Source organism: Duganella sp. GW821-FHT07G03 (assembly GCF_059418605.1).
Genome location: NZ_JBWKQE010000001.1, coordinates 621,079 through 636,744, shown reverse-complemented (window position 1 = coordinate 636,744; position 15,666 = coordinate 621,079). Strand labels below are relative to the sequence as shown.

Below are 15,666 nucleotides of genomic sequence, written 5' to 3'. Positions count from 1 at the left end.
GCTTAGAAGTCTACGCGAACATTCACGCTGGCGGTGCGGGGCGAGCCGACGTTCAGGTAGTTCTCCTGGTAGTAGGTCCAGTATTTTCGGTTGGCGATGTTGGAGATGTTGGCGCGCACGCTGACCATCTTGCCGAAGTAGCGGTGACGGTAGTTGAAGCCCGCATCGAACAAGGTGTAGGCCGGCAGCGTGTTGACGTTGGCCGCATCCATCGGCAGCTCGCCCAAGTACTGGGTGCCGGCATGCAGCGCCAGGCCTGGCAGCACGTCGCGCCAGGTCGCCTGTACCGAAACCTGGCGGCGCGGGGCGCCGACGGCACGCTTGCCGCTGTAGCCCGCGGCGGCGTTTTCCAGCGTCGCATCGAGCAGCATCAGGCCACCTTCGATCGACAGGTTCCTGGTGGCTTGCACCACGGTGTTGAATTCCACGCCCTGGTATTTGGACTCGCCGTCGGCCACGAAGACGTTGCCGGCATTGGTGTACTGCGCGCCGCGTTTGATGTGGAATAGCGCCGCGCTGGCGTTCCAGAAACTGCGCTCCGTCTTGATGCCGACTTCGGCCTGCTTGCTCTTGAGTGGGGCGAAGGTCTGGTTGGCGTTGACGGTGGACGTCGGCGCGCTGGAAGCCTGCTCCATCGCCTCGACGTAGCTGCCGTAGACGGTGGTGTCGGCGGCCGGCTTGTACATCAGCGCCACGGTGGGCGTGGTGCGCTGCTCCGGGTAGTTGGCGGTGACCACACCCTTGGTGGAATAGGCATTGTCGTTGTAGCGGGTGTAGCGGGCGCCGGCCAACACCGACCAGTTGTCGGTCAGCTTGACGGTGTCGCTGGCGAAGAGGGCTTCCTGGCGTGTGGCTTCGTCGCGGTAGGTGCCGCCGCTCCAGTTGATGCTGTCGACGTTCATGATGTTGGGCGCGTACAGGTTGCCGGTACCCACATTGGTTTTTGGCGTCACCACGGAGGAGGTCGACGACAGGTTCTGCGAAGTCACGCCGGCGACAATTTCATGCGCCATGCCGAAGGCGTTGACCTTGCCTTCGAAGCTGGCCTGCGCCTGGTCGAAGTGGTAGCCGTGCAGCTCGGAGGTGACGCGGTCCCTGTAGTCGGCCTTGTTGCTGGTGATGTAGTACTGGTCCTTCTTGTAGACACGGGTCGAGTTCGAGGTACGGTACGACAGTTCGGCCATCCATTGAGGACTCAGGCGGTATTCGATGCCGACGGTGGACAGTGCGTATTCGACATCGCTGCCGGCGCCTATGCTATTGAGCTTACTGTCGCCCGCGATAGGCGCTGGCACCACGTACTGCGGCGCTATGATGATGTCGGTGCCGCCCACGCTCTTGCGGCGCTGGTAGATCGCATCGTAGGTGATCGCCACGTCGTTGTTGACGCGCCATTCCAGGTTGATGCCCGCAGCGTTACGCTTGATGGAGCCGCTTTCTTCCTGCACGCCGCCGTCTTCGTGCAACAGGTTCAGACGGTAGCCGAAGCCGCCTTCGTCGCCCAGTCGGCCGCCAGTGTCGATATGTTCCTTGATCGCGCCACCTTCCTGGTAGCCCAGCGCGGCGCTGAAGCTTTTGTCGGTGGTGGGGCGCTTGCTGACATAGTTGACGATGCCGCCCGGCGAACCGAAGCCGTACATAAAGCCGGTCAGGCCTTTCAACACTTCTACGCTCTCGAACATCTCCAGCGGCATTTCGGTGCCGCGGTTGACGTTGGCCAGGCCGTTGATCTTGTAGCCGTTCAGGTCATCGAGGCGCAGGCCGCGCATCTGGATGGTGGCCGGGTGGGTGCTGATCGGTGGGCTGATGGCGGTGACCGAGGCATCGTACTTCAGCACTTCGGAGATGCTGGTGGCCAGGCGGTCTTCGATTTCGTCGCTGCTGACGGCCTTGGTGGAGAAGGGCGTATCCAGTTCCGATTTGCGTCCCAGTGCACCGCCGCTGACGCTGTCGCCCAGTTTCTTCTTCTCGACCGTCGCCTTGATGACGACCTTGGACAGCGCGCCTTCGCCGCCGTCTTCCATGGCGAAGGCCGCGCCGTGCAGTGCGCACAGGCCGGCGGCCGCGAGGGCCAGGTGCAAACGGGATTTGGCGAAGGTAGTAGTCGGGTGCATGAGAACCTAAAGAAGTGGGGCGATATAAAACCCGCAATCTTATCGGTGTTGTATGACAACCGTATGACGGTCCCCATGCTGGATTTTTACTATAGCAGCGCCTCGATCTGCGCCAGCGATGGCGGCGACGCGCCAGCAGCCAGACAGGCAGCTGCGCCGGCCGCCACGGCAAACTGCAGATGCTGCAATGGTTGATTTTGCGGGCGATGCATCATGCTCCACGCCAGCGCCGCGATACTGGCGTCGCCTGCGCCGACGGTGTCGACCACGGTGATCGGCGGTGCGGGCAGGTGCCACGCCTGATCGCCGACGTGCAACGATGCGCCGGCTCCGCCCTTGGTGTACAGCCAGGTGGCGGAGGGATTCCAGCTGCGCAGCGTGGCAAAGGCGCCATCAATATCGGTGGTGCGGAACAGGCCTTCCAGATCTTCTTCCGACACCTTGATGACGTCCGCCAGCTCCGTCATGCGGCGCAGCGTGGCGTCGTAACGCTCGTCCATCAGCAAGCGGTAGTTGGGGTCATAGCTGATGCGCACGCCGTCCTGCTTGAGCTGCCCGGCCAGCGCCACCAGCTTGTCGGCCAACGGTTGACGCGCCAGGCTGATGCCGCCGAAGTGCGCCCATTTGCAGTGTGCGCGCCAGCCTTCCGGCAGCGTCGCCGCGTCGAACTGCAAATCGGCGCTGTCGTCGCCGACGAAGAAGTAGGCCGGCGGATCGGTGCGATGCACGATCGCCAGCAGCGGTGATTTGTCGCAGCGCTGGAGGAAGCGCAGGTCGAGCCGCGCAGCCTCGCTGGCCTGCCACAGCGCGTCGCCGAAGACGTCGCGGCTGATGGCGCCGGCGAACGCGGTCGGCACGTCCAGCCTGGCCATGGTGCGCGCCACGTTCCAGGTCGAACCGCCCACCTGGCTAAGCCAATGCTGCTGTTGCGGGTCCTGCACGATCATGTCGGTCAGCGCTTCGCCCGCCGCTACGAATACCGGAAAGGCCGTCATGCTTAGTCCTTCAATACGTTGAGCACTTCGTAGCAGGCGCCCATGGTGTGATAGTCCACCTTGCCGGCGGGGCTCTTTTCGTCGGTCAGCTTGCTGTTGTCCGCGCCGAGGATGCGATACCACGCGCCGTGCTGGTGATCGACGAAATGCTCCCAGCTGTAAGCCCAGATCTTGTCGTACCAGGTCCAGTAGCGCGCTTCGCCGGTGCGCGCGGCCAGCAGCGCCGCAGTGGCCAGGCTTTCGGCCTGCACCCAGAAGTATTTGAGATCGTCGCAGATGCTGCCGTCCGGCGCGAAGCCGTAGTAGATGCCGCCGTGTTCGTGGTCCCAGGCCTTGGCCAGCGCCGCATCGAACAGCTCGACGGCGCGTGGCAGCAGCCAGTTGCTGCCGCCTTCCAGCTGCGCGCCGTGACGCTCCAGCAGCAGCAACAGCTTGGCCCACTCGGTCAGGTGGCCCGGCTGGTAGCCCCACGGACGGAAGATGTTGCTCTTGTCGTGGCGGTTGTATTCGGTGTCGACCGACCAATCGGCGTGGTAATGCTCCCAGATCAGGTTATCGGCCAGTGCGGCCTGGCGTTGCGTGATGTTGCGGGCCAGCGTTTCGGCGCGCAGCAGGTAGGCGCGTTCGCCGGTCGCCTCGAAGGCGGCGATCAGCGCTTCGCAGGCGTGCATATTGGCGTTCTGGCCGCGATAGGGCGCCTGAAAAGTCCAGTCGGAGCTGGCTTCGTCGGCATACAGGCCGTGGGCGGATTGCCAGAAGCGGCGCTCCATCAGCGCGTAGGTCTCGGCGATCCATTCGCGGGCCTGGGTTTCGCCGGCCATCAGCGCGTGGCTGTAGGCGAGCAGCACGAAGGCCAGTCCGTAGCAATGGTTGGTGCCGTCGGTGACGACGCCGGCGCCGTTGTTCCAGTCCAGCTGCCACGCATAGCCGCCGGTGTCGGCGTTGCGGTGCGCCGTGCGCAGGAAGTCCAGGCCGTGGCGCAGGCGTTGCTGGTCGCCCGCTTCTCCGAACTGGCGCCACGCCATTGCATGCGTGAAGATGAAGCGCGTGCTGCTGACCAGGTGGCGGGTGTGCGCGTCGTAGACCGTTCCGTCATCCTTGTAGAAGTGATAGAAGCCGCCGCTGGGGTCCACACAGCGGTCGTCGTAGAAGTGCTTGGTGTGGCGTATGTGGTTCAGCAGCGTTGCGCGGGATTGAAAATCTGGTACCATCGTCAGGTCCGTTTGTGGGTTAAAAAGCAGGCCGCCTTGTACGGCAAGCGCTGTATGTTTTTCAGGCGCGCAGCAGTCCCCGCATACGATTCCTGCGAATCGTACGCCCTGCGGCAAAGCCTGTTCTGTAAAAATTATTTCTAAGGTTATTTCTGTATGCGCCACCCGTCGAACACGGTGCTGGCGCGGACGATCAATTCCACCGGCGCGATTTTTTCTACTGCCTCTTCCTGCTGCCCGCTGAGCAGCAGCTCCACGCCCAGCGCGCCCAACGCTTTTTTATCGATGCGTAGCGTCGTCAGTGGACGATGCCCCAGCACGGCGGTCGCGATGTCGTCGAAGCCGACGATGGCGATGTCGTGCGGGACCTTCAAGCCCTTGGCCAGGCAGCAGCGCATCGCCACCAGCGCGGCGCTGTCGTTGTAGCAGAACACCGCATCCGGCGGATGGGGCAGCGACAGCAGCTTCTCCATCGCTTCCCAGGCGCCGGTTTCCAGGTCCACGCCGTCCGGCAATCCCGCTTCCAGGCGTGGATCGGCCAGGATGCCTTCTTCAAATAGCGCCTGCCGGTAGCCGCGTGCGCGCTCGCGGATGCTGTAGTGCGACAGCGGACCGGAGATGAAACCCACGCGGGTGCGGCCGGTGTCTATCAGGTGCTTGGTGGCCAGGTAGCCACCCATCATATTGTCCGGGTTGACGGAGCTGTAGCCGCGCAGCTGCATATCGATCAGCACCAGCTGCTTGCCGGTCGAGCGCAGGGCGCTCAGGGTCTCCGGCTCGAAGAAGCCGGCGCAGACGATGCCGTCCGGCGCATGCATGCGGATCTGGTCGATCAAACCGTCCGCCGGGCCGACCGCCATGAACGACAACACGATGCCCTGCTTGCGGCAGGCTTCCTCGGCGCCATGCAGCACCGGCGAGTAGAACGGGCTGCTCGACGCGGTGTTGTGCTGCCGGTGCAGCAGGAAGGTCAACCGCCGCAGGCGTTTCGGCCGCAGCTTGCAAAAATCGTAGCCCAGTTCCCGCGCCGCTTCCAGCACCATCTGGCGGGTAGCCTCGGTCAATCCCGGTTCATTCTTCAGCGCCCGCGAGATGGTCCCGGCGGACACCCCGGCGACTCGGGCGATATCCCGTATCGTCACTCCGGCGACATTCGTGGCATTGCCCATCTACCCTCCAAGTATCTTTATGAAACTGCTCGCGGCGGGGCCGTCGGCAGGATTCTGTGAACGCAGTCTTGCATAAGCGTCCACGCCCGGTCAAACAACTAGGTGACTTTCCCGAAAAGTTTAGCGCAATTTACTAAACATGCCAGTTTTAGCCTTTCGCTGCGCCGCAATGGCGGCGTCGCGCCTATATCGGCGTGTTTAGTGAAGGTGGCTAAACTGCGGCGAAAATGCGCTAGTTGTTTGACCACCGGATGGCGCCCATGCAGAATCTTTTTCATTAATATAAAAACCATCCATACAGGAGACAGATTTATGGAACACGTTGCATCGGCAGCTTTGCGTCGCCAAGGCCAAACGGAACAGGAGGGGACCAGCAACACCGTCCCGCTGGTCATCATCACGCTGCTGTTCTTCATGTGGGGCCTGCTAACGTCGCTAAACGACGTGTTGATTCCGCATCTGAAATCGATTTACACCCTTAATTATGTGCAGGCGATGCTGGTGCAGTTTTGCTTCTTTGGCGCTTACTTCATCGTTTCGCTGCCGGCCGGGATGCTGATCAAGCGTATCGGCTACCAGCGTGGCGCGGTCAGCGGTCTGGTACTGGCGGCGGGCGGTTGCGCGCTGTTTTATCCGGCGTCGATGAACGGCTATGCGCTGTTCCTGCTGGCCTTCTTCGTGCTCGCCAGCGGCATCACGATCCTGCAGGTGGCGGCCAATCCGTATGTGACGGTGCTGGGCGCGCCGGCCACCGCGTCGAGCCGCCTGACGCTGACCCAGGCTTTCAACTCGCTGGGCACCACCATTGCACCCACGCTGGGCGGCATCCTGATCCTGTCCGAAGGTGCGCCCGTGGTGGCGAACCTGGTCAAGACCAAGGCCGAGGAAGCGGCCGCCGTGCAGGGGCCATATCTGGCGCTGGCTGCGGCGCTGCTGGCGCTGGCCATCCTGTTCGCGCTGGTGCGCCTGCCGAAGATGACCCACGCGGAAGAGGAGACTGGCGTTATCTCCACTGTTGAGAAAACCGTGCTGGCGCATCGCCATCTGGTGCTGGGCGCGATCGGCATCTTCCTGTATGTGGGCGGAGAAGTCAGCATCGGCAGCTTCCTGATTAACTTCCTGGGCGAATCGAATGTCGCCAGCCTGCCGGCCGGCGCCGCCGCGCACTACGTCAGCTATTACTGGGGCGGCGCCATGATCGGCCGCTTCATCGGCTTCGGCGTGATGCGTTACGTCAGTCCGGGCAAGGCGCTGGCCTTCAACTCGGCTGCGTCCATCGCGCTGATCCTGGCCGCCATCTTCGGCAGCGGCGCGGTCGCCATGTGGAGCATCATCGCGGTCGGCCTGTTCAACTCCATCATGTTCCCGACCATCTTCAGCATGGCGCTGCATAAGCTGGGCAAGCAGACCGGCCAGGGCTCCGGCATCCTGTGCATGGCCATCGTCGGCGGTGCGGTCGTGCCGTTCGCGCAAGGCCTGCTGGCGGACTCCATCGGCCTGCAATGGTCGTTCTTCGTGCCGGCCGCCTGCTACACCTTCATTCTCTACTTCGGCGTGAAGTACGCCGGCATGTACTCTACAAAATAGACCATGAAACGACTATTCAAATTCTGCGCCGCCGCCCTGATGCTGGGCGCCTGCGGCATGGTGGGCGCGGCCGACGCCCATGGCGATTTCGTTAGCGCCAGGATGACGCACTTCAGCCGCAAGGGCCAGGCCTATTACATCGTCGGCGCCAATTTCTGGTACGGCGGCTATCTCGGCTCGGCCGGCGGTGTGGGCGAGCGCGCCCGCCTGCTGAAGGAGTTGGACAATATGCGCGCGCTGGGCATCAACAACCTGCGCGTGTTGGCCGTGTCGGAAAAGACGGACATCAAGAGCGCCGTCAGCCCCGCAACGACGGCGGCGCCGGGCCAGTACGACGAAGACCTGCTGGTCGGCCTGGACTTCCTGATGGCGGAAGTCGCCAAGCGCGATATGACGGTGGTGCTCTACCTGAACAACTTCTGGCAATGGTCCGGCGGCATGACGCAGTACCTGAACTGGTTCGAAGGCACGCCGGCGCTGGACCCCAACGTCACCAAGGACTTCGACGGCTTCCTGACCAGTACCTCCGCCTTCTATCGCAGCGCCGCTTCGCAAGCCGAGTACCGCAACGTGATCGCGAGGATCGTCAAGCGCGTCAACACCGTCACCGGCAAGCCGTACTCCGAGGACGCCAGCATCATGGCGTGGCAGCTGGCGAACGAGCCGCGTCCTGGCACCAGCCAGGTAACGCCGAAGGAAAGGGCGGTCTACGTCAAATGGATAGACGAAACGGCAGGCTACATCCATAGCCTGGACAAGAACCACATGGTCAGCAGCGGCAGCGAAGGCGTGGTCGGTTCCGCGCAGGACGCGCAGCTCTACCTGGACGCGCACCGCACCAGCAATATCGACTACCTGACCTATCACCTGTGGCCCAAGAACTGGGGCTGGTTCGATTCGAAGAACCCCACCGGCAGCTGGGACGGCGCCATTGCCAAGAGCCGCGACTACCTGAACACGCACATCGAACTGGCGAAGAAGCTGAACAAGCCTATCGTGCTGGAAGAGTTTGGGCTCGACCGCGACGGTCCATCGTTCAGCATCAAGGCCACCACCAAGATCCGCGACCGCTACTACCGCGAAGTCTTTGAGGTCATCTACCAGCGCGCCAGCAAGGGCGATCCGATCGCCGGCTTCAATTTCTGGGCATGGGGCGGCGCCGGCCGCGCCGCCAATGCGGATTACTGGTGGAAGCCGGGGAACGACTTCGTCGGCGATCCGCCGCAGGAAGAGCAGGGCCTGTACTCGGTATTCGATTCCGACGTCGGCTCCCTGCTGCTCATTAAGGAGTACGCCGACCGTTTGCACGGCATCTGCCGCATTCCAACAACAAGCTCCCCAGCTTTTTGTAAAGTTATGTAAGCATTTCTTACGAAGCCTTGCAGGGCGGGGGCGTTGTCTCCGCCAACTCCCCTTCGCGTCCCCATCGGCAGTAAGGAAATGTAATGCAGTGATCCCTCGCTGAAAATTTATCTCAATGAATTCAATAGCTTAGATGGCTTGTTCTGTAAGGCAACTCACTCGCCTGTCACAGAAAAGCCGGTGCTAGAATAAATTCATCGTTGTAAATAAAGCCATGCAAAGGGACCCATACATGCAAGTACGCCGGATTGTTCGCCACGCTCTGTTGATCGCCATGTTCTCCGCCCAGGCCTCCCAGGCCGGCACCCTGGTGATCGAAAGCTGGCGCGTCGACGATAAGACGCTGTGGGAAAAAGTGCTGCTGCCGGCCTTCGAAAAGAGCAATCCCGGCATCGAAGTCAAATTCGCGCCGACCGCGCCCACCGAGTACGACTCCAGCCTGGCCGCGCGCCTGGCCGGTGGTACCGCCGGCGACCTGATAGCCTGCCGGCCGTTCGATGTCTCGCTGTCGCTCTACAAGAAGGGCCATCTGGAGAAGCTGGACGGCAAGCCGGGCATGCAGAACTTCGCGCCCACTTCAACGGTGGCCTGGCAGACCGACGACGGCAAGGACACCTTCTGCATGCCGGTGGCCTCCGTGATCCACGGCTTCTTATACAACAAGAAGATCTTCAAAAAACTGAACCTGCAACCGCCGAAGACCGTCGACGAATTCTTCGCCGTGCTGGAGGCGCTGAAGAAGGGCGGTGTCGCTCCGCTGGCGCTGGGAACGGCCGACCAGTGGGAATCGAGCCAAATGGTTTATACCAATATCGGTCCGAACTTCTGGCGCGGCGAGGAAGGCCGCAAGGCGCTCATCTCCGGCAAAGCCAAGCTGACCGACGCACCGTTCGTCGAAGCCATGCAGTTCGAGCAGAGGATGGGCACTTATCTCGGCAAGGGTGCCAGCGCCCAAACCTATGGCGACAGCCAGAACCAGTTCGCGCTGGGCCGCGCGGCGATCTATCCGACCGGCTCCTGGGATATCTCGTACTTTGGCCAGACGCCGGGCCTGGAGCTGGGCGCGTTTGCGCCGCCGGTGCGCAAGGCGGGCGACCCGTGCTTCATTTCCGATCACATGGACATCGGCCTTGGCGTCAACAAAAAATCCAGGAACAAGGAAGACGCATACAAATTCCTGGCCTGGGTGGGCTCGCAGGAATTCGCTGACATCTACACCAACCGCGTGACCGGCTTCTTCTCGCTGTCCAATCACCTGATCGCGGTGCGCGACCCTGTGGCCAAGCAGATGGCGGAATGGCGCGGCAGCTGCGCTTCGACGATACGCTTCAACGCCCAGGTGCTCAATCGCGGGCAGCCCAGCATGGAAAGCGAGTTGTGGAACGTGAACGCGCAGGTATTGAACGGCAAGCTGGCGCCCAAGGATGCCGCAGCCAAGCTGCAAAACGGTTTTGCGAAGTGGTACAAGCCACAGCAAAAGTAGTATCACACCAATCCCTCCCCCTGATTGTGTGATTCCTTTGGCCGGCGCCGGGCGCGGCGCCGGCTCTTTTTTGCCCGAATTCTGGAGGCTTACTTGAAACACGTGGTTAATACGGTGCGGCCCTGGCAGTTGCTGATGTTCCTGGCGCCGGCGGTGATCGTCTACTCCCTGTTTAGCGCGCTGCCGCTGGTGCAGACGCTGGCGCAGGGCTTCTTCAGCGCCGACGACAACGGCACGACGGTTTTCGTCGGCCTGGATAACTTCCGCACTATCCTGCTCGATCCGGATTGGTCGGCGGGCTTCTGGAACGCGATGGCCAACAACGCCAAATTTTTCTGCATCCATATGCTGCTGCAGAACCCTGTCGGCCTGCTGCTGGCGACGCTGTTTAGTTTGAAAGGGCTGCGCGGCGCCCGTACCTACCGCACGCTGATCTTCTTGCCGACGCTGTTGTCGGTGGTGATCATCGGCTTTATCTGGCAGCTGATCCTGTCGCCGCTGTGGGGTGTGGGCGAGAAGCTGATGGGCTTTGCCGGTCTGGCCGACTGGTTCGCGCCGTGGATGGGGCAGGAGGAAACCGCACTGGCGACGCTGTCGATGATCTCGGTGTGGCAGTACATCGGCATGCCGATGATGCTGATCTACGCCGCGCTGCTGGCGGTGCCGGAGGAGATCGTCGAGGCGGCCCACGTGGAAGGCGCCAGCGCGCTGCGCATCTTCTGGCAGATCAAGCTGCCGCTGATTTATCCGACGCTTGGCCTGGTGACGATACTGACCTTCGTCGCCAACTTCAATGCCTTCGATCTAATCTACTCGATCAAGGGCGCGCTGGCCGGGCCGAATTATTCGACCGATATCCTCGGCACGCTGTTCTACCGCACCTTCTTCGGCTATCAGGCGCAGGTCGGCAACGCCTACCTGGGTTCCGCCGTCGCCACGCTGATGTTCCTGGTGATCCTGGCCGGAGTCGGCGTTTATTTTGTCGCTGTCCAGCGCAGGCTGACCCGCTTTGCACTGTGAGGGCCGCGACATGACCGCTATCGCCATGAATCCACCCGTACCGCTGGCCAGCCGCTTCGACCTGGGCCGCCTGATGGTGCACGCGACTTTGATCGCCTACACCGTGCTGGCGCTGTTCCCGATCGCGCTGATCCTGATTAACTCGGTCAAGAGCCGCGCCGCCATCTTCGACGATCCGCTGGCGCTGCCGACGATGGAGTCGCTGACCTTCATCGGCTTCCAGAAGGTCCTGGCCAGCACCAACTTCCTGCTCTACTTCGGCAACAGCCTGTATGTGACGCTGGTGGCGCTGCTGTGCATCGTGCTGTTTGGCGCGATGGCGGCGTGGGCGCTGTCGGAGTACAGCTTCATGGGCAACCGCGTGCTGACGCTGTTCCTCGCCCTCGGCATCATGATCCCGATCCGCCTCGGCACGGTGTCGATACTGGAGCTGATGGTCAAGCTGGACCTGGTCAACACGCTGGCCGCGCTGATCCTGGTGTACACGGCGCAGGGCCTGCCGCTGGCGATCATGATCCTGTCCGAATTCATGCGCCAGGTGCCGTCGGAGTTGAAGGACGCGGCCCGCTGCGACGGCGTCGGCGAAGTCCGCATCTTCTTCCAGGTGGTGCTGCCGCTGATACGGCCGGCGATTGCCACGGTGGCGGTGTTCACCATGATCCCGGCCTGGAACGATTTGTGGTTCCCGCTGATCCTGGCGCCGTCCGACCGCACCAAGACCGTCACGCTGGGCGTGCAGCAGTTCATCGGCCAGTACGTCACCGACTGGAATTCCGTGCTGGCGGCGCTGTCGCTGGCGGTGATTCCGATGCTGATTTTGTACGCGGTCTTTTCGCGTCAATTGATCCGCGGCCTGACGGCCGGCGCGGTCAAGTAACCCAACAACAGAAAGAGGAATGTAATGGCAAGTGTCAGCCTGAAGCAGCTGCGTAAATCCTATGATGGCAAGACCGATGTCCTGGCCGGCATCGACCTGGATATCGCGCACGGCGAGTTCGTGGTGCTGGTCGGCCCCTCCGGCTGCGGCAAATCGACGCTGCTGCGGATGTTGTGCGGCCTGGAGAGCATCACCGGCGGCAGCATGTCGATCGGCGACGAGGTGGTCAACCACCTGCCGCCGGCCGAACGCGGCATCGCCATGGTGTTCCAGAGCTATGCGCTGTATCCGCACATGACGGTGTACCAGAACATGGCCTTCGGCCTGAAGGTGGCGGGGCAGGGCAAGGCGGCGATCAAGGAGCGCATTACCCGCGCCGCCGCCACGCTGAAGATCGAACACCTTCTGGAACGTCTGCCGCGCGAGCTGTCCGGCGGCCAGCGGCAGCGGGTGGCTATCGGCCGCGCCATTGTGCGCGAACCGCGGCTGTTCCTGTTCGACGAGCCGCTGTCCAACCTGGACGCCGCGCTGCGCGTGCAGACCCGCCTGGAGATCGCCAAGTTGCACCGCCAGCTGGACGCCACCATCGTCTATGTTACGCACGACCAGGTCGAGGCGATGACTTTGGGCGACAAGATCGTGGTCATGCATGAAGGGCAGATCCAGCAGGCCGGCACGCCGCTGGACCTGTACCAACAACCGCGCAACCTGTTCGTCGCCGGCTTTATCGGTTCGCCGAAGATGAACCTGATGGCCGGCACCGTCGCCGAAGCGGGCGCCGGCGGCGTGCTGGTGCTGCTGCCCGGCGGCGAAGCGGTGCGCGCCGCCGTCGACGGCAGCGGCCTGCGCACCGGCATGAAGGTCACGCTCGGTCTGCGCGCCGAACATATCAACGAATCGCGCGCCGGTTCGGAAGTTTTCAAAGGCGAGGTCAGTGTGGTCGAACACCTGGGTGAAGCCAATTACATCTACGTCAGTCGTGAAGATGCAGAAGACGTGGTGATACGCGGAGACGGCGAACGTCACGTCGAGATCGGACAGCCCATCGTCTTCTCGGCCGACAGCACCGCCTTCCACGTGTTTGACGAAGGGGGACAGGCGCTACGCCGCCTGCGTCCGGGGAATATGGTGTCGGCCGCGCGCAGCATGATGCGCAGCGTCTGATATCAATGCGGTTCACATTTTTCAAACAAGGAGAATTGAATGACTAAGCCGGTACTTAAGAAAAAACTACTACCTCACTTGATCGCGCTGGCGCTGAGCGGCGGCTTTGCGCACCAGGTGCATGCGGCGGATCCAGTTGCGGCCGAAGCGGCTCAAACCAGCGAAGCTGCACCGGTTGGCGACACCGCAACCGTCGAAGTGCGCGGCATCCGCGAACGCCTGAAGCGCAACCTGGCTGAGAAACGCGATTCCGGCAACGTCATCGACACCGTCACCGCCGAGGAAGTCGGCAAATTCCCGGACAAGAACGTGGCCGATTCGCTGCAACGCGTGCCGGGCATCTCCGTCGACCGCACTTGGGGCGAGGGCCGCGACATCTTCGTGCGCGGCACCGACAAGAACCTGAACCTGACCCAGTTGAACGGCCAGGCCGTCGCTTCCGGCTACTGGTGGAAGAACGATTCGCAAAGCCGTGGCTTCAACTACGATATCCTGGCCTCTGAACTGGTGGCCAGCATCGACGTGTACAAAAGCCCATCGGCCGACCTGGACGAGGGTAGCATCGGCGGCCTGGTGATCGTCAAGACCCGCAAGCCACTACAATTGAAACCGCTGGTGGCGCAGGTGTCGGTCGAGGAGACCTACAGCAAGCTGCCGAAGAAAACCGATCCGCAGATCTCCGGTTTGCTGAGCTGGACCAACGAGCAGAAGACCTTCGGCGCGCTGGTCGCGGTCAGCCGCCAGCAGCGCACCATGCGCCGCGACGGCCTGGAAAACTTCACCGACTCGACCAAGTACAACATCGTCGACCAGAACGGTGTTGTCACGCCTGGCGCCTATGCATCGTGGGGCGGCGGTTCGGCGATCTTCCGCCAGGACCGCAAACGCACCACCGGCGACCTGACCCTGCAAGCCCGCCCGAACGCGAACACTGACATCTCGCTGAACTACATGAACTCGGACATGAGCATGGACAACAGCAACCAGAACTACCTGTGGGAAGCGGGCGGCCTGGCGGATGCGAAGGGCAATATCGCTGTCACTAATCCAAAGTTCATCACCACCTCCAACGGCACCAAGGCGCTGGTCGGCGGCACCGTCGGCCCTACGGGCGGTGTGTCGTTCGAGCCTATCTTCCGCCAGTCCTACATCAAGTCGGAAGTGCTGGACCTGGAAGGCACCTACGACGCCGACAACTGGAAATTCCACGGCCAGGCCGGCACCACCAAGGGCTCGGGCGGCAGCGACCATGACCGCAACTTCTGGTTCGTCGGGAATACCCGCACCACCTTCAACATCGCGCCGGACACGTATGAAGTCAAGTACCAGGATATCAATCCTCTCGATCCGAGCAAGCTGACGCTGCAAAGCTCGCGCGACTGGATTCGTCGCATGGAGACCAAGGAAAACTATGCGCAGGGCGACTTGACGCTGGACTTCAATAATGGCTTCTTCAAGTCGTTCAAGGTTGGCGCCAAGCTCCGTGACACCACGGTGCAGAACCACCGCACCATCGGCACCGACGGTCCTGGCAATCCTGGCTGGCAGTCGTTCTCGCTGGCCGACTTGTCGACTGGCGCTTCGCCTCTGTTGAGCCAAAAGGCCGCCAACCCAGGATCGCTGACGCAGTACGCATGGGTGGATGACGGTCTGGCCTACTCCAAGGGCTTCCCTATGTACGACAAAGGCATGGTCTATGCGGAAGCGAAGGGCGAGTACTACAAAATCAAGGAAAAGATCTACGCGACCTATGCGCGCGCGGACTTCGCCACCGGCCAATGGCGCGGCGACTTCGGCGCCCGCATCGTCAAGACCGACCAGACCTCCGAGGCCTACCAGGACTTGACCGGCACCGGCAATTATTCGCTGGCCAACGTCAGCCGCAGCTATACCGACGTTCTGCCCAACTTGAACGCGGTCTACACCGTCAACAAAGAGCTGCTGGTGCGCGGCGCCGTGGCGCGTGTGATGGCGCGTAACACCTACAGCGACTTGAGCGCCAGTACGGAAGTCAGCGGCACCACCAATGCCGCCACTTCCGGCAATCCGCTGCTCAAGCCTTACCACGCCAATCAGGCGGAACTCGGCGCCGAGTGGTACTACGCCGATGCCTCGCTGCTGTCGGCCACCGTGTTCGCTAAAAAGCTGGACACCTTCATCTACACGCAGACAGCGACGGAGAACGTAGGGGGCGTGATGCGTCCGGTCACCCGTCCGTACAACGCCAACAACGGCGAAACGGTCAACGGCCTGGAACTGCAATGGCAGCAAGCGTTCAGCAGCGGCTTCGGCGCCATCGTCAACTACACCTACACCGACGCCAAGACCGGCGCCAATGCGGGTGGCGTGAAGCTGAACGTGGTCGGCAACTCGCGCAACCAGGCCAATATCACCGGCTTCTTTGAAAAGGATGGCTACAGCGCGCGGCTGTCGTACAACTACCGCTCGAAGGCCTATGGTGCGCTGGATGAAGGCGGCCAGGACGTGACCAGCGCCTACGGCCAGTGGGATGCGTCGGCCAGCTGGGATATCACGCCGAAGATTAGCCTGTATCTGACGGCGGTGAACATCACCAATGAAGTCATCCGCACCAATACGACCGACGGCTTGCCGGTGGGCGTGTACGAAAACGGCGCGCGTTACAGCATCGGCTTGAAAGCCAAGTTCTAAAAAAGCTGGACGTA

The 15,666-nt window shown here is 62.1% G+C and carries 11 protein-coding genes; 7 read left to right on the top strand and 4 right to left on the bottom strand.

From position 1 onward, the window contains the following. Positions 1-2 precede the first annotated feature (2 nt). From AC07OK_RS02880 to AC07OK_RS02865, 4 genes are all read right to left on the bottom strand, one after another. Positions 3-2,114: a TonB-dependent siderophore receptor gene (locus AC07OK_RS02880; protein ID WP_494688866.1), complete on the bottom strand. Its 2,112-nt coding sequence runs from the start codon at positions 2,112-2,114 to the stop codon at positions 3-5. Positions 2,115-2,203: 89 nt separating this feature from the next. Then, positions 2,204-3,109 carry a carbohydrate kinase family protein gene (locus AC07OK_RS02875; RefSeq protein ID WP_494688865.1) on the bottom strand — a complete coding sequence of 302 codons (906 nt, stop codon included), beginning with the start codon at positions 3,107-3,109 and terminating at the stop codon, positions 2,204-2,206. 2 nt (positions 3,110-3,111) lie between these two features. Beyond that, positions 3,112-4,320, bottom strand: a complete 1,209-nt coding sequence (locus AC07OK_RS02870; RefSeq protein WP_494688864.1) for an AGE family epimerase/isomerase — start codon at positions 4,318-4,320, stop codon at positions 3,112-3,114. A gap of 146 nt (positions 4,321-4,466) precedes the next feature. Then, positions 4,467-5,489, bottom strand: coding sequence for a LacI family DNA-binding transcriptional regulator (locus AC07OK_RS02865; protein WP_116988019.1), 1,023 nt, complete (start codon positions 5,487-5,489; stop codon positions 4,467-4,469). A 312-nt stretch (positions 5,490-5,801) separates the two neighbouring features. Between AC07OK_RS02865 and AC07OK_RS02860 the strand changes: the two genes are divergently transcribed. The 7 genes from AC07OK_RS02860 to AC07OK_RS02830 all read left to right on the top strand — a co-directional run bounded on the left by AC07OK_RS02860 (position 5,802) and on the right by AC07OK_RS02830 (position 15,652). Beyond that, the gene (locus tag AC07OK_RS02860) at positions 5,802-7,076 is read left to right on the top strand and encodes a sugar MFS transporter (RefSeq protein ID WP_494688863.1); all 1,275 of its coding nucleotides are present in this window, start codon (positions 5,802-5,804) and stop codon (positions 7,074-7,076) included. A gap of 3 nt (positions 7,077-7,079) precedes the next feature. Beyond that, a complete protein-coding gene (locus tag AC07OK_RS02855) occupies positions 7,080-8,438 on the top strand; it encodes a glycoside hydrolase 5 family protein (protein WP_494688862.1) in 1,359 nt (452 codons plus the stop codon). 232 nt (positions 8,439-8,670) lie between these two features. After that, positions 8,671-9,921 carry an ABC transporter substrate-binding protein gene (locus AC07OK_RS02850; protein WP_494688861.1) on the top strand — a complete coding sequence of 417 codons (1,251 nt, stop codon included), beginning with the start codon at positions 8,671-8,673 and terminating at the stop codon, positions 9,919-9,921. Positions 9,922-10,056: 135 nt separating this feature from the next. Beyond that, on the top strand, positions 10,057-10,941 hold the full coding sequence (locus AC07OK_RS02845) for a carbohydrate ABC transporter permease (RefSeq protein WP_494689026.1): 885 nt from the start codon (positions 10,057-10,059) through the stop codon (positions 10,939-10,941). Positions 10,942-10,951: 10 nt separating this feature from the next. Further along, entirely contained in the window at positions 10,952-11,818 is an 867-nt protein-coding gene (locus AC07OK_RS02840) for a carbohydrate ABC transporter permease (RefSeq protein WP_217944307.1), read from the top strand. Between the two features lie 24 nt (positions 11,819-11,842). Continuing rightward, positions 11,843-12,982, top strand: coding sequence for an ABC transporter ATP-binding protein (locus tag AC07OK_RS02835; RefSeq protein ID WP_494688860.1), 1,140 nt, complete (start codon positions 11,843-11,845; stop codon positions 12,980-12,982). Positions 12,983-13,021: 39 nt separating this feature from the next. Beyond that, positions 13,022-15,652 carry a TonB-dependent receptor gene (locus tag AC07OK_RS02830; protein ID WP_494688859.1) on the top strand — a complete coding sequence of 877 codons (2,631 nt, stop codon included), beginning with the start codon at positions 13,022-13,024 and terminating at the stop codon, positions 15,650-15,652. Positions 15,653-15,666 lie beyond the last annotated feature (14 nt).

Coding starts and splice junctions, on each gene's coding strand:
- AC07OK_RS02880 (WP_494688866.1), bottom strand. CDS start 2,114: ATGCACCCGACTACTACCTTCGCCAAATCCCGTTTGCACCTGGCCCTC.
- AC07OK_RS02875 (WP_494688865.1), bottom strand. CDS start 3,109: ATGACGGCCTTTCCGGTATTCGTAGCGGCGGGCGAAGCGCTGACCGAC.
- AC07OK_RS02870 (WP_494688864.1), bottom strand. CDS start 4,320: ATGGTACCAGATTTTCAATCCCGCGCAACGCTGCTGAACCACATACGC.
- AC07OK_RS02865 (WP_116988019.1), bottom strand. CDS start 5,489: ATGGGCAATGCCACGAATGTCGCCGGAGTGACGATACGGGATATCGCC.
- AC07OK_RS02860 (WP_494688863.1), top strand. CDS start 5,802: ATGGAACACGTTGCATCGGCAGCTTTGCGTCGCCAAGGCCAAACGGAA.
- AC07OK_RS02855 (WP_494688862.1), top strand. CDS start 7,080: ATGAAACGACTATTCAAATTCTGCGCCGCCGCCCTGATGCTGGGCGCC.
- AC07OK_RS02850 (WP_494688861.1), top strand. CDS start 8,671: ATGCAAGTACGCCGGATTGTTCGCCACGCTCTGTTGATCGCCATGTTC.
- AC07OK_RS02845 (WP_494689026.1), top strand. CDS start 10,057: ATGTTCCTGGCGCCGGCGGTGATCGTCTACTCCCTGTTTAGCGCGCTG.
- AC07OK_RS02840 (WP_217944307.1), top strand. CDS start 10,952: ATGACCGCTATCGCCATGAATCCACCCGTACCGCTGGCCAGCCGCTTC.
- AC07OK_RS02835 (WP_494688860.1), top strand. CDS start 11,843: ATGGCAAGTGTCAGCCTGAAGCAGCTGCGTAAATCCTATGATGGCAAG.
- AC07OK_RS02830 (WP_494688859.1), top strand. CDS start 13,022: ATGACTAAGCCGGTACTTAAGAAAAAACTACTACCTCACTTGATCGCG.